The sequence below is a fragment of the Neglectibacter caecimuris genome (assembly GCF_034335015.1).
GTDB classification, from domain to species: domain Bacteria; phylum Bacillota; class Clostridia; order Oscillospirales; family Acutalibacteraceae; genus Acutalibacter; species Acutalibacter caecimuris_A.
The window spans coordinates 24,269-45,418 of sequence record NZ_JAWXXK010000012.1 but is presented as its reverse complement, the minus strand read 5'-3'; the positions used below and the strand labels follow the sequence as shown (position 1 = coordinate 45,418).

Sequence of the window (21,150 nt, the reverse complement as noted above, 5' to 3'; positions counted from 1 at the left end):
GGCTTGCCTTTTTCCATGTATATAACATGTGCGGCACATTTGTGCGCAACGCACGTTCTTGTAGCCAGACGGCGCGAATTTGAACCACGGTTTTGCCGGGCGTATTTTCGCCCGCCCGTTGTTAAAATGCTCGTGAATCCGAAAGGATTCACTCCGCTTTTGCCTAGGTTGGACAAAAATCCACTCCGGCAAAACTTCTTCGAACTGAAAACTGGTGAGATGTTGTTGATTTTCAGTGCAGAGAACGACGGCAGGCTGGCGCCTGCCTAGGCCGATAAACTGAAAAGCGGCAATATATCGCCTGTTTTCAGCGGGTTCAAATTTGCGCCGTCTGGCTACGCATGGAAAAGAAAAAGGATGCCCTGGGGGGACGGCAGGCTTTCGGGGGGAAAGTCTGCCGCCGCCCCTTTTTTAACAGCCGGATATTTTGCGCTGCCCGGCTTTGGGGATTCATTTTTGAACGGCACAGGCCATCAGCATGAAATACGAAGGATCGTCCGGCGGGGCTGCTGCTCCCGGCGATCCGGGAGAGGAGAGAACAATACTACTTTTATGAAAGAGCTTCGGAAAGAAAAACAGAAAAAATCCAGTATACTGCGGTTTTTCCCCTTTACAAAAGGATACCGGAAAAATTTTGTAGTAACGCTTTTGATGATCGTTGTTTCCGTGATCGCGAACTATATGACCCCGCAGGTCATTCGGGTGACGGTGGATTCGGTCATCAATGACAATCCCTTTAACCTGCCCGGCTTTTTGGTAAGCTTGATCGATTCCATCGGCGGCAGGGAAATGCTGCGCACGCATATCGTCATTTGCGCGGGTGTGGCGCTGTTGTTCGCGGTGATTTCAGGCCTTTCCAACTATGCCTACCGCATGAACCTTGCCAAGGCCTGCGAGAGTACGGTGGCGAGGATCCGCAACACCCTGTTTGACCACATTCAAAGGCTGCCCTATGCCTGGCACAATTCTCACCAGACCGGGGAGATCATTCAGCGCTGTACCAATGACCTGGATCTGGTGCGCAATTTTGTTACGGATCAGCTGATGGGCTGTATTCGCGTGCTGCTTCTGATGGTGGTTTCCCTGGGGCTTATGTTTTCCATGAACGCTCAGCTTTCTTTCATTGTGCTGTGCTTTATTCCCCTTTCCGTAGGAGCCTCCCTGGTGTTTTTCATCATTCAGGGCAAGCGGTTCCAGAAGGCGGACGAGACCGAGGGCGAGCTGACCGCCATGGTGCAGGAAAACCTCACCGGCGTCCGGGTGGTGCGGGCCTTTGGCAGAGAGCGGTTTGAGATCGATCGGTTTACGAAAAAGAACCGGGAGTATACGGATTATTGGGTGAAGCTTGGAAATATCATGGGTGTAAACTGGGGACTTGGCGATTTTCTTGCCGGGCTTCAGGTGCTGGTGGTGCTGGTGGCTGGCGTGTTTTTCGTGGAAAACGGCAGCCTGACAGAGGGCGAATACCTTGCCTTCACCGCCTACAATTCCATGCTGGTCTGGCCCACCCGCAGCTTGGGCCGCCTGTTGGGCGAGCTTTCCAAAACATCCATCAGCTCTACCCGCCTTTTTGACATTCTGGACGCGGAGGAGGAGCAGGACTGTCCCGACCCCCAGGAGCCCGATGTGCGGGGCGATATTGTGTTTGACCACGTGAGCTTCCATTATCCCGACAGCAATACCGGCGTGCTGGACGATGTGTCCTTTACCATCAAGGCCGGAAGCACCTTTGGCATTTTAGGGGCCACAGGCAGCGGAAAATCTACCCTGATGTACCTGTTGGACCGCCTTTATGATCTGCCCGAGGGCGCGGGTACGATCACGGTGGACGGTGTGGATATCCGAAAGATCAGGCGCTCTCACCTGCGGAAAAACATCGGTATCGTGCTGCAGGAGCCCTTCCTGTTTTCCAAGACCTTCCGGGAAAGCATTGCCGACGGCGCTTCCCGCCAGGATATTGAGACCGTGCGGCATTACGCCAGGCTGGCGGTGATCGACGACGCCATTGAAAACTTCGCCCAGGGCTATGAAACGCCTATCGGCGAGCGGGGCGTTACCATTTCCGGCGGCCAGAAGCAGCGTGTGGCTATTGCCAGAATGTTGATGCAGGATACGCCCATCAAGATCTTTGACGATTCCCTTTCCGCGGTGGATATGGAGACCGACCAGAAGATCCGCCAGTCCATCAAGGAAAACGTACATGGCACCACGATCCTGATCGCCCACCGGATCACCACCCTGATGAACGCCGACCAGATCCTGGTGCTGGATCATGGCAGGGTCTCGCAAATGGGCACCCATCAGGAGCTGATCCGGCAGGACGGGATCTATAAGCGTATCTTTGATATGCAAAAAGGGAATCCCGTAAACGGGATTCCCTCCTAAAGAAGCCCTGAAGCGCGAAGCGCTTCTCTTTTGCTTCGCAAGAAGCACAAAGCCGCAAAGCGGCTTGACTTCTTTACCCCTTAAATACGTTTAGATATAAAAATCCCGTAAACGGGATTCCCTCCTGAAAAGTAGTTAGTAGTTAGCTGTTAGAGAAAGGAAGCCTTTGCGTTGGCAGGGGCGATGGTATGATACATGGAACATATGACGCAGGAAACAAAAAAGGACAAGGTTTCTTCCCTGAAGATATGGGGGAAAATGCTTCCTTTTTTGAAACCCTATAAAAAGAAAATGGCGCTGCTGGTCACGGTGATGATCGTTTCCGCCGCCATTGATATCGGCTATACGCTGATGACAGGCTACGCGGTGGACAATTTTATCACCCCCCGCAGCCACGAAGGGCTTTTGCCCTTTGGCCTGCTGTACTTACTGCTGGTGCTGGTCGTTACCTGCTCTACCATGCTGATGGGCCGTACCGGCATTGGGGTGGAGGTCCGGCTGAACAGGGACATGCGGGAAAAGCTGTTTACCCATTTGCAGACCTTGAGCTTTTCCTACTACAACCAGACTCCGGTTGGCACCATCATGGCCCGGGTGATGAGCGACAGCAGCCGGATCAGCGATGCTTTGGCCTGGAGCCTTGTAGATGTGTTCTACAGCGGCATTTACGTGCTGGGCTGTATGGCGGTCATGCTGGTTCTGAACTGGAAGCTGGCGCTGCTGGTCATTGCGGTGGTTCCTTTCATTGTGCTTCTGACTCTGTATTTTCAGAAGCGCATTCTGGCGGTGAACCGCCAGGTAAGAAAGATAAACGCCGAAATCACCCGCCACTACAACGAAGGCATTTCCGGGGCGAAAACCTCGAAAACCCTGGTGATCGAGGATAAAAACACGGAAAACTTCAAGGAAGTTACCGGACGCATGAAAAGCACCACCATTCGCTCCGTCATGCTCAGCGCGGTGTATGTGCCTCTGATCGGCTTGCTTACCGCCCTGGCGGTGAGCCTTGTGATCACCGGCGGCGGCACCATGGTGCTGGGGGATTTTATCACCATCGGCGAGCTGACCATCTTTGTGAACTATGCGTTGATCATTGCGGACCCGGTGCAGAACCTGGCCGGAACCATTTCCAACTTCATTTCCACCCAGGCCAATATCGAGCGCGTTACGGCCCTGCTGGAGATGGAGCCGGAGATCACCGACACGCCGGAGGTCATTGAAAAATACGGCACGTCCTTAGACCCCAAGCGGGAAAACTGGGAGCCCCTTCAGGGGCGCATCACCTTCGACGATGTGACCTTCCGCTATCCGGACGGCACGGAAAATGTGCTGGAGCACTTTAATTTAGAAGTGCCCGCCGGTACTACTGTGGCTATTGTAGGCGAAACGGGAGCGGGAAAATCCACTCTGGTCAACTTGGCCTGCCGGTTCTTTGAGCCCACGGAAGGCAAAATTTTGATCGATGGCAGAGACTACAAGGAGCGCAGTATGCTGTGGCTGCACAGCAATATCGGCTATGTGCTGCAAACGCCCCATTTGTTTTCCGGCTCGGTGAAGGAAAATATCCGCTATGGCCGGCTGGACGCCACTGATGAGGAAATTATCGCCGCGGCAAAGCTGGTAAACGCTCACGATTTTATCACGCGCATGGATCACGGCTATGACAGCGATGTGGGCGAGGGCGGCGGCCAGCTCTCCACCGGAGAAAAGCAGCTGGTTTCCTTTGCCAGAGCGGTGCTGGCGAACCCCAAGATCTTTGTGCTGGACGAAGCCACCGCCTCCATCGATACCGAAACAGAGGCGCTGATCCAGGAGGCCATTTCCACCCTGTTGACCGGGCGAACCTCCTTCCTGATTGCCCACCGGCTTTCCACCATTCGGCAAGCGGATATGATCCTGGTGGTGCGGGGCGGAAAGATCATCGAACGCGGTACCCATCAAGAGCTGATAGAGCAGGGGGGCTATTACGCCGATTTGTACAATAAGCAGTTTGAATCGGAGTCGGCCGAAACAGTATTCGGCGCCCGATAATAAAAAGGAAAATGCCAGGTTAGCCGCCCGGCATTTTCTTTCGTAACAGCGGAAAAGGAGTGAAAATCACATGACTGAGCTTACGGAATACCGTGGGGAAGAAGCGCGGGCCGTGTCATTGATCCAGAGCTTCTGGAAGGAGCACAACGGGTACAATATGCCGCCTGAGGAGGCAAAGGAGGATCTTGCCGCCTGGACGGCTTCGGGCCACGCGTTTTATTTTATCTGCCGGGAGCAGGAGCCCGTGGGCTTTCTGCACCTGGGCAGCCGCGGCGGAAAGGTGGATTGGCTGGAGGATCTGTTTGTGCTTCCCACCTGTCAAAACCAGGGGATCGGCAGCGAGGCGGTGCGCCTTGCGGAGGAGATCGTAAAAGCATACTCTGAGAGTATGTATATTGAAGCCGCCGCCCGAAACGAAAGGGCCATTCGCCTTTACAAAAGGCTGGGTTACGACTGCCTCAACACCGTTTCCGTGCGCAAAGACTTTCCCGGCCATGAGTACCAGACGGTGCGGGAGGAAACGATTTACGGAGAGCGGTTTGAGATCAGAAAAAGCAGATGACACACCGGCTGCCGGAGAGGGAAGACAAGCAGCGTGAGGGTATTTGTATCGCCGCTGTTCTATATTCGGAAAGCACTTCTCTAAAAACTGAGCACAAAAAAGCGACAAGAGAGCTATAGCTTCCTGCGCTTTTTTGTTTTAGTAATGACAGGCGGAGAGTCTGCGGGGGGAAGCCGCTAAATAGATAGTTTAGCGAACTGGTTGTTAGCTGTTCGTTGTTAGTCGTTAAAGAGGGGCGGGCTCCCCACTGTCATTCTGAGGAACGAAGTGACGAAGAATCTCGTCCTTAGTGCCTGAATAAAAGGACAAAGGACGAGATTCTTCACCGAGAAAGCAAGGTTTCCTTGCTTTCTGTTCAGTAATGACAAAGAGGGACCTTTTCCCTTTCTAAACAACTAACTACTAACAGCTAACAACTAACACGCTAAATTCCAATTTAGCGCTCTGCTAATGGTCGGGTCAGAAACCAAATTCCCGTACCAAGCGGCTTCACGAGTGGCAGCGGCGCCTCGCCGCCAAATTCCAATTTATCGAACAGTTCCCCACTGTCATTCTGAGGAACGAAGCGACGAAGAATCTCGCCCTTCATTGCCTGAGTAAAGAGATGAAGAACGAGATTCTTCACAAAAAAGCTATAGCCTTTTGTTCAGTAATGACAGGTGGAAGGTAAGCGGGCAACCACTAAATTCTAATTTTCCATGCAGATTGTTAGCCATAAGTCCTCAGTTGTTAGAGAATAATAAGCCCCCTCCTTTGTCATTCTGAGGAACGAAGCGACGAAGAATCTCGCCCTTAAAGCCCTTCAAAAAGGCTCGAAGAACGAGATTTTTCACCGAGAAAGCAAGGTTCTCCTTGCTTTTTGTTCAGTAATGACAGATGGAAAGTAAGCGGGCAACCGCTAAATTCCAATTAGAAACTCATAATTTTACAGGTGTTTATCACACCTCATAGGGTTTTAATAAAATCCTCCGAAAGCCTTGAAAACAAAGGATTTATCGCAATCATCACACCTTATTTCTTTATATGATTTCACACCATGTTACCCTTGTTCTGCACAATCATAAGGGCAAAATCAAGGGCAAGAAAATCTCATAATAAGTTATAACAGAGTGTGGTAATCGGAGAACTGTGATATATGTGCGAATATATTATAACGGAGGACTTTTTAATGGATAAGTATATTTATGATGAAAGCAACGGTCTTTGGTATGAACTGCAAGGAGATTATTATATTCCTTGCCTTGCCTTACTTTACCAGCCGAAAAAGGACACAAGCCTATCGGCTTATGGGGGCAGCGACACAAACACTATTTGCAGGAACATAAACGGGCAGTTTACACCACGCTTCTCACAAGCGGAAAATTGAACTGTTATCTTGCTGATATTGACGAACAAGCAACGAAGATGATGTTTCGATTGGTCGAACAAATGGCTGACAAGGAGGGCGTGACTGAACAACTAAAAGCAGAAAGCATGATATTGTGGATTGGAAGAATGAATGAAATACAAGCGAGGGCGAGAGAAATTGTATATAGCGAACTGATTTATAACTAATGAGCGTAACGCTTATTGCCTTAAAATACAGTGGGTGGAGGATAATACTTCCCCTACTGTATTTTGGGCTTGCAGATAGTAACAAAACAAGGCTTCTCATTAGGCAATAGCGTTACATTGACACGCTACTGCTTATGCAAATGAACAACAGTATAGAAATCTTCACGCCTTCGTGATATACTTTTTATACAGGAACAAATTAGAATTTGATAAGGAGCGAAAAGAAAAATGTGTGAAGAATGTTACTCTGATGAAAATAGAATAACACCATTACTAAATCCCTTGGACTGCTTAGAAAACCACACTCAATATATTTGTGGAACTTGTGGACGTTGCATTTGTATTGAACATGACCCAAACAGAGGATTACAAAGATGGAATTTTCCTTTTAAGTCATTGGAAATTGCAAAACTTTATTTACGAACAGCCGATTATACAACGAAAAGTTCATGTGGTATTTATGAGATAGAGAACAGTAAAGGCAGAGTATCTTATAAAATATTCGCCGGGAATGAGGATTTACATCTATTCTTGAAAAAGAATAAAGACAAGAAATGCAAACAAATGACACCTGTGTTTAATGTTGGAGAGTATAAAGAATATTCACATACAGAAGTACGAAAATTGACTTCTGATGAAATAAAACAATATATGAGTGAACGTCAAATTCCAGTTTGTATGACGAATTTTTTCAAACAGCCTCATTGCATAGGAATGCCAAACAGATTATCCTTAAAGTAGGAGGTGGCAGAAATGGCAAACGAAGATAAAAAAGATTTTAATGCTATGTTGCACGATAATAAGGATATGCCAAAATGACAATTTAGCATACTACCTTTTGCCCTTAATTACTAATTATTAACTGCTCATTCCCATTGCCCGGAGCGCAAATTGCAAGCGCAACAAATTGTGCTTTTGCCCTTCTCTAATAACTAACCACTTACAACTAACGACTAAATACCTAAATATTGTACCGTGTCTGAAGACGTCCGGCACATATGCGGTATTTTGGTTTTTTCTGTGTTTATGTAAACTTTGTTGTTGAGAAACCGGAGAAAATGATGTATAATGAATTATAATTTCCCTGTTATCGGGTGAGCTTTTTTCTGTGTTTTGCGGAAAGAATCAGGCAGTTAGGAATTTTTACCGGAATTGGGAAACGATAAGAGAGAAGATACGATCCGTATGGGTGTGCAAAATCTGTGTACTGGGTGAAACCCGTTACCGTGGATCAGGCAGTCTGTGCGTGTGAAATCCGTTTCTTCGCGGATCAAATATGGCAGGCCCGGGGTATGGGCCGGAAAGGCAGAGTTTTCAGATGGCAGGGCTTTCAGGACTTTTTTCCATGTTTTCTATGTTTTCCAAGGATATCGGCATTGATTTGGGAACTGCCAATACGCTGGTATTTATGCGGGGCAAGGGCATTGTAATGCGGGAACCCTCCGTGGTGGCCGTGGACGTGCGTACCGATGAGGTTTTGGCGGTGGGTAAGCAGGCCAAGGAAATGCTGGGCAGGACCCCCGGCTCCATCGTGGCGGTGCGTCCCCTGAAGGACGGCGTGATCGCCGACTTCGACGTAACGGCGGCAATGCTGAAATACTTTATCAAAAAGGCGCTGAAATCCGGTACCTTCAGCCGGCCCAGGATCGTGATCTGCATTCCCTCCGGAGTTACGGAAGTGGAGCGCCGGGCAGTGGAGGACGCCGCCCGTCAGGCCGGCTCCAACAATGTGGATCTGATCGAGGAGCCCATGGCGGCAGCTATCGGCGCGGGCCTGCCCGTGGGGGAGGCTACCGGCAGCATGGTGGTGGACATCGGCGGCGGCACCTCCGAAGTGGCCGTGATCTCCCTGGGAGATATCGTTACCGCCGTTTCCGTGCGCATGGCGGGCGATAAATTTGACGAGGCCATTGTCACCTATGTAAAAAAGAAATATAACCTGCTCATCGGCGAACGTACCGCCGAGGAGATCAAGGTGAAGATCGGCTCGGCGTTTCCCACGGAGGATACCATCAATTCCTTTGTGGAGATCAAGGGCCGGAACCTGATCGACGGCCTGCCGAAGAATGTGACCATTCATGCCGACGAGGTGCGGGAGGCCCTGATGGACAGCGTGATGATCGTGGTGGACGCCATCAAGGATACTTTGGAAAAGACCCCGCCGGAGCTGGCGGCGGATATTATTGACCGGGGCATCATGCTCACAGGCGGCGGCGCTTTGCTGCGGGGCCTGGACAAGCTGGTAAGCCAGGAAACGGGGATCCCCGTTCATGTGGCGGAGCGGCCCCTGGACTGCGTGGTAGAGGGCACGGGCAAAAGCCTGGAGGTGGATCTGCCCAAGTCCTATTATCGCTCCAGAAAAAAGTGAGTGAAGCATCGGCAAAAAGGGAAAGAACAAGTTTTTGGGAAGTAGAGGAGGACTGCTGTGGAAGGCGGCAAGCGGCGCGGGCCGCGTTCCGCTCTGCGGCAGTCCGCCTTTGACTGAACGGGAAGAACCATATCTGCGGGAGATTTTCTGAGAAAGGGGGCTTGGGCTTGAAGGAGTTTTTCAAAAGCAGCTCGTTTAAGGTGCTGATGATCACCGTGTTCGTGCTGCTGGGGCTGATCATCTTTACTGCCACTGCGGGCGGCTCGTTTCTGGCAAGCCTGTTGGGCTTCGTTTCCTCTCCCATGCAGGGAGTGGCCACCACGGTAACGGAAAATGTTACGGAGTTTCTGGATCTGGACGGGCTTTCCAAGGACGAGCTGAAGGATATGGTGACAAGGCTTCAGGATAAGAACGCCCAGCTTCAGCAGAAGCTGGCGGATTTTGAGACCATCAAGCAGGAAAACGAGCAGCTGAAGCTGCAGCTGGAGATCACCGGCCAGCGCCCGGAAAATAAATCTCTGGCCGCCTCTGTGATCGGCCGGGACCCCAACGATGTGTTTTCCGGATTTTCCATTGACAAAGGCACCTTGGAGGGCATCAGCGTGGGGGACCCTGTGATCACCAGCCGGGGGCTGGTGGGCATTGTGACACAGGCCTATGCCACCACCAGCAAGGTCTCCTGTCTGCTTTCCGAAGATGTGAAGGTGGCGGCTGTGTGCATTGAGCGCCAGGAAAGCGGCGTGATCACCAGCGATATCATGACTGCCAGCTCCGGTTTGCTGCGCTTTAACTATCTTTCCGGGGACACCCAGCTGCAGGAGGGGGACATCGTGACCACCTCCGGCGCGGGCAGGAATTACCCGGAAGGGATTTTAATCGGCGAAGTGAAAAGCGTGGAAAAGGCGGAGAATGATATTTCAAAATACGCGGTGGTACAGCCCTGCGAGGATCTTTCCGCCGTAAAGGACGTATTTGTCATTGTCAGCTTCCCCGGAAAAGGGGAGGAGATCCCGGAGGTGGATCTTTCCTCTCAGCCCCAGGGCGGGGAGGATGCGGAATGAGAGACTTTAACCGTGTGATTCGGTACCTGGCCTATGTGCTGGAGCTGCTGGTGCTGTTTATGCTGCAGGAAACTCCCGGGCTGCTGCCCGCCGTGTTCGGCGTTCGCCCGGTGCTGATTTTTCCGGCGGCGATCACCATTGCCATGTTTGAGGAGGAGCTGCCCGCCATGGCCTTCGGCGTGGTGGGGGGGCTGTTCTGTGATTTCGGGCTGTCCGGTATTATGGGCTTTCACGCCGTGGTCCTGGCGGTGCTGTGCTGCTTTGTCAGTATTTTGAGCAAGGTTTATTTACAGGTCAATCTTGTCACCGCTTTGATCACCGGCCTCTGGACCATCGGGCTGACCGTTTGCGCCCAGTGGTTTTTCCTGTATTATTTTTCCTATTCCATGCCGGAATACGCCTTTCTGCACCACTATCTGCCGAAATACTTTTACACGATGATCTTTGTTCCCCTGGTGTATTTGCTGAACCGGGGCCTGTCTCAGGCGGTGCGCACCCAGGAGAACTGACCTTTTGAGAGGGCTTTCTGTATGATGAAACTGCCGAAAATCAGAAAAATAGGGAGATACGCGTTCTGTGTGCTGCTGCTTCTGGCGGTGTTTGCGGGGTATGAGCTCCGGCTGTTCCAGTGGCAGGTTTTGGAGGGAGAGCGCTTTGAGCAGGAGGCCCTGAACGACCGTACCGACACCATTGAATTAGATGCGGCCAGAGGCCAGATCCTGGACAGAAACGGCAAGGTGCTGGCGGGGAATCAGATCTCCTATGATATCGTATATAACGCCCTGCACATGGTCTACAGGGAGCGCAACGCCACCATCATCAAGGTGATCGACCTTCTGGAAAGCCGGGGAGAAAAGTGGCGGGACAGGCTTCCCATTGTGCTCACGGAGGAAAACGAGTATCAGTTTGCCGAAGGAAAAGAAGAGGAGATCGAGACTCTGAAGGGCCAGGATATGCTGAATATGGCGGAATACGCCACGGCGGAGGAGTGCATCGCGGAGCTGGCCCGCCGGTACGGCTGCGAGGGCTTTTCCAAAAAGGATACCAGAGACGTGGCCTCTGTGCGGTATTCCATGGAACGGGACGGCTATTCCCGAACCAACGCCTATGTGATCGCGGAAAACGTATCGGCGGAAACAGTGGGGGTCATCAGCCAAAAAGGAAACGACCTGAAGGGGATCGAGCCCAAGGTATCGGTGGCGCGTTACTATGGAGAGGACGGCGCTCTCGCCCCCCATGTGGTGGGCAACGTGGGCGCTATTTCGGAAGAGGAATACGATGCCGCCGTGGAAAATGGGACGGCCTATGACTATAAAAACAATATTTCCGGCTATAAATGGACGGACCGCTTGGGAAAGGGCGGTATCGAAGCAGCCTTTGAATCGGAGCTTCGGGGCCACCGTGGGGAGGAAACCATTTTCGTGGACGATACGGGGGAAGTGAAAAACACCGCCGTTACCGTGCAGCCGGAGGAAGGAAATACCGTTTATACCACGCTGGATTCCGACCTGCAGCGGGTGGCGAACCTGTCTCTGAAGAAAAATATCGAGAATAATACCAAGGCGAAAAACTGTACGGCCGGGGCAGTGGCTGTGCTGGACGTAAAGGATTTCGGGGTGCTGGTGAATTCCTCCTACCCCACCTTTGATATGAACCTTTATACCACGGACGACGCCTATATCAATGAAAAAACCAACGATAAAAAACAGCCTATGCTGAACCGCGCTCTGGGCGGCGTGTACACACCGGGCTCGGTTTTTAAGCCCATGGTGGCGCTGGCGGCTCTGCAGGAAGGGGTCATCGGCGCGGACACCACCTATGACTGCAACGGCGTGTTCGAGTATTATGATATGAAAACGAAATGCCTGAATGAAACGTTGGGGCCTAAAAATGTGTACAGCGCCATTGCGGAATCCTGCAACGTGTTTTTTTGCAATGTGGGCCTGAATTTGAAAATTCGGAAAATGGACGCCTATGCGGAGTATTTTGGGCTGGGCGAAAAAACCGGCGTAGAGCTGGGCGAGCGCACAGGCATTATGGCGAACCCCCAGGAATATAAGGAAAATCACGCCGGTGAGGAGTGGGTGGACGGCGTTACCGCCCAAGCGGCCATCGGCCAGGCGGACAATATGTTTACCCCCATGCAGCTTGCCGCTTACTGCGCTACCGTTGCCAACGGGGGAAAGCGGCTGGAGACCCATTTTCTCCACAAGGTAACAGACTATACCGGTGAGGAGACTGTCAGAGAATATCAAACAAAGGAGCTGTCTGACGCGGATCTCTCTTCCGATGTGCTGGGCGTGGTACGCGAGGCTATGTGCATGGTGGCAACCTCCGGTACGGCTTCCGATGTGTTTGGAGACTACCCGGTGTCCATCGCCTGCAAAACGGGAACCGCAGAAACCTCGGAGGACGACAGCACGGAACCGAACATTAGCTTTATCTGCTATGCCCCGGCGGACGACCCGCAGATCGCCATCGCAGTGATGATGGAATACGGCAATAAGGGGCCTTACGCCCAAAATGTGGCGAAGGACATTTTAGACCAGTATTTCGGCTTCTATACCTGGGACGAGGAAGGCAACCGCTATGACAGTGAGGGCAACCTGGTAGACGATGAGGGCAAGGTGCTGAAAACCAAGGAACAGCTGGCGGAGGAAAAGGCAAGGCAGGAAGAGAAGGAAAAGGATAAGTTTTTGTCTTCCGCTTTGGAAAATGGGGACTCCTCCATGGGAGAGAGCTCTGTCGGAGCAGGGAACGGAGAAACTTCTTCTCAAAAACCGGAGGATCCTGAGAATTCCGGTAGGGGAGATATTCCCACAACGCCCTTTACCGGGGAAACTTCCTCCTCGCCAGTAAGCTCAGCGCCGGAAAACGGAGTCTCTTCCACGCCTGGCGGAAGCTCTGCCTCCGGAGGAGAGGACAAAAAGAAGCCGGTATCGCCTTATTACAGCGGCGGATAACGGCCCATCGCGTAAGTGCCGAAAAAACGAAGAAAATTTTATTTATTATGCCTAAAATTCATTGAAATTAATATTTGTTTTTGACAAAGCCGTTCCGGTGTGCTAAGATGAAAAGAACGAGGTAAGCAGCTATGGGAATTTCAACTGTGATAACGTCCGGAAAAGGCGGCGTGGGAAAATCCACGGTGTCTGTGGGGCTGGGCAGAGCGTTGGCCCAAAGAGGCCGGCGTGTGCTGTTGATCGACTGCGACGCAGGCCTGCGCAGCCTGGATCGTATGACGGGAACAGAGGAAAACCTGGTGTTTGATATCTCAGATGTGGTATACGGCAGGTGCGCTCCGGCGGAGGCGATTTATCCCTGCGCCGATGCGGAAGGGTTGTTTTTACTGCCCGCGCCCTCCTCCGGGGAAAACATGATCCGCCCCGGGGTGATGCGAAAGCTGGTACCGCTCTTAAAACGGTATTACGACTATGTGCTGCTGGATTCCCCCGCGGGAGTGGGGGGCGGCTTTCGTTCGGCGGCCTGCGCGGCGGATCGGGCACTGATCGTTTGCAGTCCCGATCCGGTATGCGTGCGGAGCGCCAACGCGGTCAGCGGACTGCTTAGTAAGCTGGCGGTATCGGACAGAAGGCTTGTCATCAACCGCTTTAACGGTGAATTTTTCGATGAGACCGGCGTATACGGCGATCTGGACGCGGTGATCGACGCCGCCGGAATTCGGCTTTTTGGCGTGGTACCGGAGGATTTTTCCCTGGCGGCGGCCTTTCTGAAGGGAAAAAAGGCAAAGGACGCGTCAAAGGGAATGATGGCTTTACACAGAATGGCGGGACGGCTGGAAGGAGAAGGAATTCCTGTTCCCGCCTTGAAATGATTTCTTTTGGGAGAGCACGAAACATTTTAGGATGAAAAAAGAAGGAGGAGTTTGTTTTATGAACATTGCTTTGACAGCCCACGACGCGAAAAAAGAGCTGATGGTGCAGTTCTGCATTGCCTACTGCGGGATCCTCAGCCGCCACACGCTGTGCGGCACGGGCACCACGGGAAAAATGGTTTCAGAGGCCACCGGGCTGAAGCTGCAGCGGTTTTTAAGCGGGTCTCAGGGAGGGGATCAGCAGATCGCCGCGCGGATCGCCTGCAACGAGATCGATCTGCTTCTGTTTTTCCGGGATCCCTTGAATCCCAAGCCCCAGGAGCCCAACGACATGAACCTGCTTCGCCTGTGCGATATGCACAATATCCCCGTGGCCACCAATATCGCCACGGCGGAGGTGCTGATCCACGGCCTGGAGCGAGGGGATTTGGACTGGCGGGATATCGTAAGAGAGCCCTGATCACCGTAGCAGAGAGAAAAACGGCGTTTTCTGCGCTTTTGCGGAAACGCTTTTTTTCTTTCCTGCCTGAAATTAGGGCTTGCAAAATAACAGATCCTGCTTTATAATTTGAGGCAGTCAGTACGGTGACGACGCAGGAAGAGTACTTCGGGAGGCCCGCCAGAGAGCAGGGGTCGGAGGCAGGGAAGCTGCTTCCGGTTGGAAGCCCCTTCGGGACAGAACGAAGGAAAGACACCTGAAGAGCCGAAAACCGAATCAACCGAGGAAAGCGCCGCTTTATGACTTTAGAGCGAGTCGCTTTTGAAGTAGGGTGGCACCACGAAGATACCTTCGTCCCTTGTTCCGGCTTCGCCGGGGGGAGAGGGTTCTTTTTCTATTTAGTTATCTTCAGGTCTTGAGGAGGAAGCGCCCATGGAAAAACGTCAGCGGGAAGCGGCGGAATTTTTAAGGAAGCACGGCCTGGAGGCAAAAGCGGAGACCCGGCTTTTAGACCTGCTCTCCGAGCTGGGAGAGCTGTCGAAGGAATTGCTGAAGGCCTCCGATTATGGAACCCGGGAGCTTATGGCCGGGAAAGCCATGGAGGAGGAGCTGGGCGATTGCGTGTTTTCTCTGCTGTGCCTTTCCGAGGCTTTGGGAATCAACGCGGACAGGGCCTTTGAAAGGGTTTTGGAAAAATACAAGAGCCGCATGGAGCAAACAGGCCAGATCGGAAGTGGGAAATAAGCGAAAGCTTTTGATAGGGAAGAAAAAGAAGAAAGGAGATCAAATATGGAACTGATCACAAAAGCGCCGAAGGGCACCGATGATGTGATGCCCGGCACAAAGGATGGCTGCTGGGCTTCCTCGGAAAAATGGCAGCTGCTGGAAAGCGTGCTGCGAAGCGAGGCGGAATTAAACGGCTTTGGGGAGGTGCGCACCCCGGTATTTGAACACACCGAGCTGTTTTTGCGGGGCGTGGGGGACACCACCGATGTGGTGGAAAAGCAAATGTACACCTTTGAGGATAAGGGTGGGCGTTCCATCACTCTGCGGCCGGAGGGTACCGCCGGGGCGGTTCGGGCCATGCTGGAAAGCGGCCTGTACAACGGGGGGTACCCTGTGAAGCTTTACTACACGGATACCTGCTACCGCTATGAAAAGCCCCAGGCCGGCCGGTGGCGTGAGCTGCATCAGTTTGGCGTGGAGTTGTTCGGCGCGGCGGAACCCGCGGCGGACGCCCAGGTGATCGCCATGGGGCTTTCCGCCTTTCAAAGGCTGGGCCTGACCGATGTGGGCCTGCAGCTGAATTCCATCGGCTGTCCCCAGTGCCGGAAAGAATATCACAAGGCGCTGACGGAGTATTTTTCCGCCTACAAGGACAAGCTTTGCGAGACCTGCCTTTCCCGGCTTGACAGGAACCCCATGCGCATTCTGGACTGCAAAAGCCCCGTTTGCGGGGAGATCGCCAAGGGCGCGCCGAAAATCACAGATTACCTTTGCGAAGACTGCCGGGCACATTTTGAACAGGTGCAGAAGTATTTGACCGCTTTGGGGATCTCCTATGAGCTGGATCCCGGCCTGGTGCGGGGGCTGGATTACTACACCCGCACGGTATTTGAGTTCCCCTCCAGGAGCATGGGGCTTGCCCTGGGCGGCGGCGGCCGGTACGACGGCCTGGTGGAAGAGCTGGGCGGAAACCCCACTCCCGGCCTGGGCTTTGGCTTGGGGCTGGACCGCATTATGATGGCTTTAGAGAAGCAGGGGGTGGAGTTCCCGGCTCCCGTGCGCTGTGAGGTCTATGTGGCTTCCCTGGGAGAGCAGGCCCTGGAAAAGGCCATGCAGCTGGTGGATACCCTGCACAAATGCGGCATTCCGGCGGACTGCGACCTGTGCGGCAGAGGGCTGAAGGCCCAGATGAAGTATGCGGATAAGATCGGCGCCGCCTACACCCTGGTGCTGGGGGAGGACGAGCTGCGGGAAAACAAGGCGGAGCTGAAAAACATGAAAACCGGGGAAAAGAAGAAAATTTCCCTGGGAGATGACTTTACAGACGAGTACCTCGCCGCCTGCACCAGCCAGGAGGATTTGACGTTTTAACACTAAAATGAGCAATTAGCAATGATAAAGACGCGGAGAGATGAATTGGGATTTAGCGGTGAGCGAAAGCCTTCCCTTATTTATAGAGGGGAAACAGACTGCTTCGCAGTCTGCGGGGACCGCCGGACGGGTGAGCGCGTCCCGGTGGGGGGAAGGTCTCCAGTGGAGACCGCTCTGACCCGACCGAGCCGACAGGCGAGACCGCTGGTGCGAACCGACCGAACCGACAGGTGAGACTCGGTGGAAAGGATAGTCACACGCAGAAAGCGGGATAAGGCCGCCGGTTTCAATCCCCTCAGTCACGGCTATGCCGTACAGCTCCCCTTGTAAACAAGTGGAGCCTAAGGGCGCTAAACTATCATTTATCAGTTACTTCAACCAGGAGAAAAGTGAAAAAGGAGAAAATACCATGACGAAATACAGAACGCATACTTGCGGGGAGCTGCGGCTTTCTGACGCGGGGGAAAAGGTCACTCTCAGCGGGTGGATGGAGAACCTGCGGGAGGTAGGCGGCGGCATCGGTTTTTTGGTGCTTCGGGATTTTTACGGAATTACTCAGGTGGTGGTGGAAACTGAGGCGCTTTTGCAGCAGGTGAAGGCACTGAACAAGGAAACCACCATTCAGGTGACGGGTACCGTGCGGGAGCGCACCAATAAAAATCCCAAGCTTCCCACCGGAGAGATCGAGATCGTGCCGGAGACCGTTCAGGTGCTGGGCCGCTGCCGCTATAACGAGCTGCCCTTTGAGGTGAATTTCTCCCGGGACGCAGACGAGGCCCAGCGCCTGCGCTACCGTTACCTGGACCTGAGAAATCCTCAGGTAAAGGGAAATATCATCATGCGCTCTCAGGTGGTCTCCGCCCTGCGCAGGGCCATGGAGGAGCAGGGCTTTTTGGAGATCACCACTCCCATTTTGACCGCCTCCTCCCCGGAGGGGGCAAGAGACTATCTGGTGCCCTCCCGAAAGCACCCCGGCAAGTTTTACGCGCTGCCTCAGGCGCCCCAGCAGTTTAAGCAGCTGCTGATGGCCTCCGGCTTTGACAAGTACTTCCAGATCGCCCCCTGCTTCCGGGACGAGGACGCCAGAGGCGACCGTTCTCCCGGCGAATTCTATCAGCTGGATATGGAAATGGCCTTTGCCGGGCAGGAGGACGTGTTTGCCGTAATGGAGCAGGTGCTGCCCCCGGTATTCGCAAAATACGGCGCTTATCACATTGCTTCCAGCGCCCCCTTCCGCCGGATTCCCTATTTGCAGGCCATGGAGGAATTTGGCACGGACAAGCCGGATCTTCGCATCGATCTGCGGGTTTCCGATGTGACGGAGCTTTTGGGGGCCTGCGGTTTCGGCCCCTTTGAAAACAGCATTATCAAGGCGGTGCCGGTATCGGGCTGTACCCTGACCCGGAAGCAGATCGATAAGCTCTGCGAAGAAATTGAAGTGCAGGCCGGGCAGAAGCCCTATTGGTTCAAGCTGGATGAGGCCGGGGAGATCGCGGGGGGAATTGCGAAATTTATCAATGCTGATCCCGTTCTGGCCGCCGGAGTAAAGGAGGCCTTGGGCCTTACACCGGGCGCTTTGGTCATGCTTTCCGCGGGTTCGAAAAACGAGGCCAGAAAGACCGCCGGCGTGGCGGTAAAGCTGCTGGGCGCTTCCTGTGAGGGCCATATGGACAAGGAGCGCTATGAGTTCTGCTGGATCGTGGATTTTCCCATGTACGAGATCGGGGAGGAAAGCGGGAAGCTGGAGTTCTGCCACAATCCCTTCTCCATGCCCTCCGGCGGTGTGGAAGCCCTGGAAAAGGCGGAGCGGGGAGAGACCGATCCCCTGACGCTGCTGGCGGAGCAGTATGACCTGGTTTGTAACGGCATTGAGCTTTCCTCCGGCGCGGTGCGAAACCACGACCCGGAGATCATGGTGAAGGCCTTTGAGCTTGTGGGCCTGGGGGAAGAGGACGTAAAGCGGAAATTCCCGGCCATGTACAACGCCTTCTGCTACGGCGCGCCGCCTCATGCGGGCATCGCGCCCGGCGTGGACCGCATGGTGATGCTGCTTTCCGGCGAAGCCTCGATCCGGGAGGTGATCGCTTTCCCCATGAACAAGAGCGCCCAGGATGTGATGATGGACGCTCCCTCCACGGTGGAGCAGGCACAATTAGACGAGCTGAATATCCGCACTGTGGAACATAGCGCGCAGGACTAAAAAAGCCAGAAGATACCTGAAAAAGCCGCCTTCGGGAAAGTCGTGAAACAATCCCGGAGGCGGAATATTTTGGGTCAAAAAAGGAAAAAAGATGAAAAAACCACCATATATTGTATTGACATAATTTGATCCAGCGCATATAATAAGAGACGTTCTCCCCGGAAACGGGGAAGCCGAAATAGAGAAGAAGGGTTGGTTCGGGAATGTTGAAGTCCATCGTCAAAAGAAGCGGAGAGAAGGTAAACTTTGACGCGTCCAAAATTCGGGGCGCTATTTTTAAGGCCAATGTGCGCAACGCCACGGAGAAGTTCAGCGATGAGGAGCTGGACAGACTCACAAACAACGTGGTGGATAAGCTGAATAAAATGAAAAAGACTCCCACAGTAGAGCAGATCCAGGACCTGGTGGAGGAGGAGCTGATCGCGGCCGATTACCCCAAGACCGCCAAGGCCTATATTTTGTACCGGGCAGAGCATCAGAAAATCCGCGAAATGGACGATGAGCTGGTCAAGGTGTATTCGGCGCTGACCTTTGTTTCCGCCGAGGATTCCGACCTGAAGCGGGAAAATGCCAACATCAACGCCGATACCGCCATGGGCACCATGCTGAAATACGGCTCAGAGGGCTCCAAGAGCTTCTATGAAAAATACGTGATCCCCCCGGAGATCGCCAGAGCCGATATTGATGGGGATATCCACATTCACGATAAGGATTTTTACACGCTGACGGAAACCTGCTGCCAGATCGACCTGATCAAGCTGTTCAAAGGCGGTTTTTCCACCGGTCACGGCTATCTGCGGGAGCCAAACGATATCCGCAGCTATGCCGCCTTGGCCTGTATCGCCATTCAGGCAAACCAGAATGAGATGCATGGCGGCCAGAGCGTGCCGATCTTCGATTACGCCATGGCTCAGGGTGTGGATAAGACCTATTGCAAGGAGTATTTCAAGGCCCTTATCGAATTCCTCCGGGTGCACAACGGAATGTCCTATGAGGACGCCAAGGCTCTGGTCACTGCGGCAAAGGAAGAGCTGGGCCATACCGTTACCATGGACCAGGCCCAGGAATACGGGGAGAAATTTGCCGAATATCTGCCCAGGCATCAGAAGGAAAACGGCTTTGAGGAGATCACAACGGAAGAGGCCTTCGACTGCGCGAGTTATGCCAGGGAGACCGCCTGGCGGGAGACTGACCACGCTACCTTCCAGGCCATGGAGGCTCTGGTGCACAATTTGAACACCATGAATTCCAGAGCGGGCGCCCAGGTTCCCTTCTCTTCTCTGAATTACGGCACCGACACCTCCGAGCAGGGCCGAATGGTCATTCGGAACCTGCTGTTGGCCACAGAGGACGGCCTGGGAGACGGGGAGACCCCCATTTTCCCGGTGCAGATCTTCAAGGTAAAGGAGGGTGTCAACTACAACGAGGGTGACCCCAACTACGACCTGTTCAAGCTGGCCATGCGGGTTTCCGCCAAGCGGCTGTTCCCCAATTTCAGCTTTATTGACGCGCCCTTCAACCTGCAATATTACAAGGCCGGAGATTACGATACCGAAATTGCCTATATGGGCTGCCGCACCAGAGTCATGGGCAACGTCCACGATAGAAAGCGGGAAACAACCTGCGGCAGGGGAAACCTGAGCTTTACCTCCGTAAACCTTCCCCGTATCGGCATTGAGGCCAAGGGCGATATCAAGAAATTTTACGAGATCCTGGACGAGCGCATCGACCTGTGTATTGAGCAGCTTTTGCACCGTTTCAAGATCCAGTGCAGCAAGAAGGCCTATAATTATCCCTTCCTGATGGGCCAGGGTGTGTGGATCGATTCGGAAAAGCTGGGCCGCAACGATTCCGTGGCGGAGCTTTTGAAGCACGGCACCCTTTCCGTGGGCTTTATCGGCCTGGCGGAAACCCTGAAGGCTCTGACCGGCAAGCACCATGGCGAAAGCGAGGAAAGCTACAAGCTGGGCCTGGAGATCGTCACCTATATGCGCAAGCGCATGGACGACAAGTCCAAGGAAACCGGCCTGAACTTTACGCTGCTGGCCACACCGGCGGAGGGGCTTTCCGGCACCTTTGTGCGCATCGACCAGAAGAAGTTTGGAAAGATCCCCGGCGTGACGGACAGGGATTATTACACCAACTCCTTCCATGTGCCGGTGTATTATCCCATCAACGCCTTTGAAAAGATCAGGAAGGAAGCGCCCTTCCACGCCTTGACCAACGCGGGCCATATCAGCTATGTGGAGCTGGACGGCGACGTGTGCAAGAACATCGACGCCTTTGAAAGCGTGATCCGCTGCATGAAGGAAGCGGGGATCGGCTACGGCTCTGTAAACCACCCGGTAGACAGAGACCCGGTGTGCGGCTATAACGGCATTATCGACGATGTTTGTCCCCGCTGCGGCCGCCATTCCGGCGAGGGTGTGCCGGTCTCCAAGCTGGAGGAGCTGCGGAAGAAGTACCACGACGTACCGGACTATTCCTGCCTGATCCATTGATGGCATAATCGACGATGTGTGGTCTCGCCTGTCGGCTCGGTCGGCGCTGGATGATCCCCACTGGGGATCAGCGCCCCCGCTGCGGCCGCCATTCCGGCGAGGGTGTGCCGGTCTCCA

Annotated in this window: 17 protein-coding genes; 16 read left to right on the top strand and 1 reads right to left on the bottom strand. The window is 53.5% G+C overall.

What is annotated here, in order from left to right:
* Positions 1-357 precede the first annotated feature (357 nt).
* The 3 genes from U8T64_RS13365 to U8T64_RS13355 all read left to right on the top strand — a co-directional run bounded on the left by U8T64_RS13365 (position 358) and on the right by U8T64_RS13355 (position 4,978).
* Positions 358-2,385, top strand: a complete 2,028-nt coding sequence (locus tag U8T64_RS13365; protein WP_322184260.1) for an ABC transporter ATP-binding protein — start codon at positions 358-360, stop codon at positions 2,383-2,385.
* A gap of 195 nt (positions 2,386-2,580) precedes the next feature.
* Positions 2,581-4,416: an ABC transporter ATP-binding protein gene (locus tag U8T64_RS13360; RefSeq protein WP_322184258.1), complete on the top strand. Its 1,836-nt coding sequence runs from the start codon at positions 2,581-2,583 to the stop codon at positions 4,414-4,416.
* A 70-nt stretch (positions 4,417-4,486) separates the two neighbouring features.
* Positions 4,487-4,978 carry a GNAT family N-acetyltransferase gene (locus U8T64_RS13355; protein WP_322184256.1) on the top strand — a complete coding sequence of 164 codons (492 nt, stop codon included), beginning with the start codon at positions 4,487-4,489 and terminating at the stop codon, positions 4,976-4,978.
* A 436-nt stretch (positions 4,979-5,414) separates the two neighbouring features.
* Here the strand turns inward: U8T64_RS13355 and U8T64_RS13350 are convergent, their stop codons facing one another.
* Positions 5,415-5,603, bottom strand: a complete 189-nt coding sequence (locus U8T64_RS13350; RefSeq protein WP_322184254.1) for a hypothetical protein — start codon at positions 5,601-5,603, stop codon at positions 5,415-5,417.
* A gap of 543 nt (positions 5,604-6,146) precedes the next feature.
* Here U8T64_RS13350 and U8T64_RS13940 point away from each other — a divergent pair.
* From U8T64_RS13940 to U8T64_RS13285, 13 genes are all read left to right on the top strand, one after another.
* On the top strand, positions 6,147-6,344 hold the full coding sequence (locus tag U8T64_RS13940; protein ID WP_437126007.1) for a hypothetical protein: 198 nt from the start codon (positions 6,147-6,149) through the stop codon (positions 6,342-6,344).
* The gene (locus tag U8T64_RS13345; protein ID WP_437126006.1) at positions 6,257-6,532 is read left to right on the top strand and encodes a TnpV protein; all 276 of its coding nucleotides are present in this window, start codon (positions 6,257-6,259) and stop codon (positions 6,530-6,532) included. Before U8T64_RS13940 ends, U8T64_RS13345 begins: the two co-directional genes overlap by 88 nt.
* Before the next feature lie 228 nt (positions 6,533-6,760).
* On the top strand, positions 6,761-7,273 hold the full coding sequence (locus U8T64_RS13340) for a hypothetical protein (RefSeq protein WP_322184252.1): 513 nt from the start codon (positions 6,761-6,763) through the stop codon (positions 7,271-7,273).
* Positions 7,274-7,886: 613 nt separating this feature from the next.
* Positions 7,887-8,900, top strand: coding sequence for a rod shape-determining protein (locus U8T64_RS13330; RefSeq protein WP_367575425.1), 1,014 nt, complete (start codon positions 7,887-7,889; stop codon positions 8,898-8,900).
* A gap of 167 nt (positions 8,901-9,067) precedes the next feature.
* The gene (gene mreC, locus U8T64_RS13325; RefSeq protein ID WP_322184248.1) at positions 9,068-9,961 is read left to right on the top strand and encodes a rod shape-determining protein MreC; all 894 of its coding nucleotides are present in this window, start codon (positions 9,068-9,070) and stop codon (positions 9,959-9,961) included.
* Positions 9,958-10,470: a rod shape-determining protein MreD gene (locus tag U8T64_RS13320; RefSeq protein WP_322184246.1), complete on the top strand. Its 513-nt coding sequence runs from the start codon at positions 9,958-9,960 to the stop codon at positions 10,468-10,470. The genes mreC and U8T64_RS13320 overlap by 4 nt, the downstream gene beginning before the upstream one ends.
* Positions 10,471-10,491: 21 nt before the next feature.
* A complete protein-coding gene (locus tag U8T64_RS13315; protein ID WP_322184244.1) occupies positions 10,492-12,924 on the top strand; it encodes a penicillin-binding transpeptidase domain-containing protein in 2,433 nt (810 codons plus the stop codon).
* A gap of 131 nt (positions 12,925-13,055) precedes the next feature.
* Positions 13,056-13,796 carry a nucleotide-binding protein gene (locus U8T64_RS13310; RefSeq protein ID WP_322184242.1) on the top strand — a complete coding sequence of 247 codons (741 nt, stop codon included), beginning with the start codon at positions 13,056-13,058 and terminating at the stop codon, positions 13,794-13,796.
* 58 nt (positions 13,797-13,854) lie between these two features.
* On the top strand, positions 13,855-14,256 hold the full coding sequence (locus U8T64_RS13305) for a methylglyoxal synthase (RefSeq protein ID WP_322184240.1): 402 nt from the start codon (positions 13,855-13,857) through the stop codon (positions 14,254-14,256).
* A 411-nt stretch (positions 14,257-14,667) separates the two neighbouring features.
* A complete protein-coding gene (locus tag U8T64_RS13300; protein ID WP_322184238.1) occupies positions 14,668-14,979 on the top strand; it encodes a MazG nucleotide pyrophosphohydrolase domain-containing protein in 312 nt (103 codons plus the stop codon).
* Between the two features lie 45 nt (positions 14,980-15,024).
* Positions 15,025-16,332, top strand: coding sequence for a histidine--tRNA ligase (gene hisS, locus U8T64_RS13295; RefSeq protein WP_322184236.1), 1,308 nt, complete (start codon positions 15,025-15,027; stop codon positions 16,330-16,332).
* Between the two features lie 409 nt (positions 16,333-16,741).
* Positions 16,742-18,532 carry an aspartate--tRNA ligase gene (gene aspS, locus U8T64_RS13290; RefSeq protein ID WP_322184234.1) on the top strand — a complete coding sequence of 597 codons (1,791 nt, stop codon included), beginning with the start codon at positions 16,742-16,744 and terminating at the stop codon, positions 18,530-18,532.
* A gap of 203 nt (positions 18,533-18,735) precedes the next feature.
* Positions 18,736-21,033 carry an anaerobic ribonucleoside triphosphate reductase gene (locus tag U8T64_RS13285; RefSeq protein ID WP_322184232.1) on the top strand — a complete coding sequence of 766 codons (2,298 nt, stop codon included), beginning with the start codon at positions 18,736-18,738 and terminating at the stop codon, positions 21,031-21,033.
* Positions 21,034-21,150: the final 117 nt, after the last annotated feature.

Excerpts from the sequence above, each read along its gene's own strand:
- U8T64_RS13365 (WP_322184260.1), top strand. The coding sequence starts at position 358 with ATGCCCTGGGGGGACGGCAGGCTTTCGGGGGGAAAGTCTGCCGCCGCC.
- U8T64_RS13360 (WP_322184258.1), top strand. The coding sequence starts at position 2,581 with ATGGAACATATGACGCAGGAAACAAAAAAGGACAAGGTTTCTTCCCTG.
- U8T64_RS13355 (WP_322184256.1), top strand. The coding sequence starts at position 4,487 with ATGACTGAGCTTACGGAATACCGTGGGGAAGAAGCGCGGGCCGTGTCA.
- U8T64_RS13940 (WP_437126007.1), top strand. The coding sequence starts at position 6,147 with ATGGATAAGTATATTTATGATGAAAGCAACGGTCTTTGGTATGAACTG.
- U8T64_RS13340 (WP_322184252.1), top strand. The coding sequence starts at position 6,761 with ATGTGTGAAGAATGTTACTCTGATGAAAATAGAATAACACCATTACTA.
- U8T64_RS13330 (WP_367575425.1), top strand. The coding sequence starts at position 7,887 with ATGTTTTCCAAGGATATCGGCATTGATTTGGGAACTGCCAATACGCTG.
- U8T64_RS13320 (WP_322184246.1), top strand. The coding sequence starts at position 9,958 with ATGAGAGACTTTAACCGTGTGATTCGGTACCTGGCCTATGTGCTGGAG.
- U8T64_RS13315 (WP_322184244.1), top strand. The coding sequence starts at position 10,492 with ATGATGAAACTGCCGAAAATCAGAAAAATAGGGAGATACGCGTTCTGT.
- U8T64_RS13310 (WP_322184242.1), top strand. The coding sequence starts at position 13,056 with ATGGGAATTTCAACTGTGATAACGTCCGGAAAAGGCGGCGTGGGAAAA.
- U8T64_RS13305 (WP_322184240.1), top strand. The coding sequence starts at position 13,855 with ATGAACATTGCTTTGACAGCCCACGACGCGAAAAAAGAGCTGATGGTG.
- U8T64_RS13300 (WP_322184238.1), top strand. The coding sequence starts at position 14,668 with ATGGAAAAACGTCAGCGGGAAGCGGCGGAATTTTTAAGGAAGCACGGC.
- hisS (WP_322184236.1), top strand. The coding sequence starts at position 15,025 with ATGGAACTGATCACAAAAGCGCCGAAGGGCACCGATGATGTGATGCCC.
- aspS (WP_322184234.1), top strand. The coding sequence starts at position 16,742 with ATGACGAAATACAGAACGCATACTTGCGGGGAGCTGCGGCTTTCTGAC.
- U8T64_RS13285 (WP_322184232.1), top strand. The coding sequence starts at position 18,736 with ATGTTGAAGTCCATCGTCAAAAGAAGCGGAGAGAAGGTAAACTTTGAC.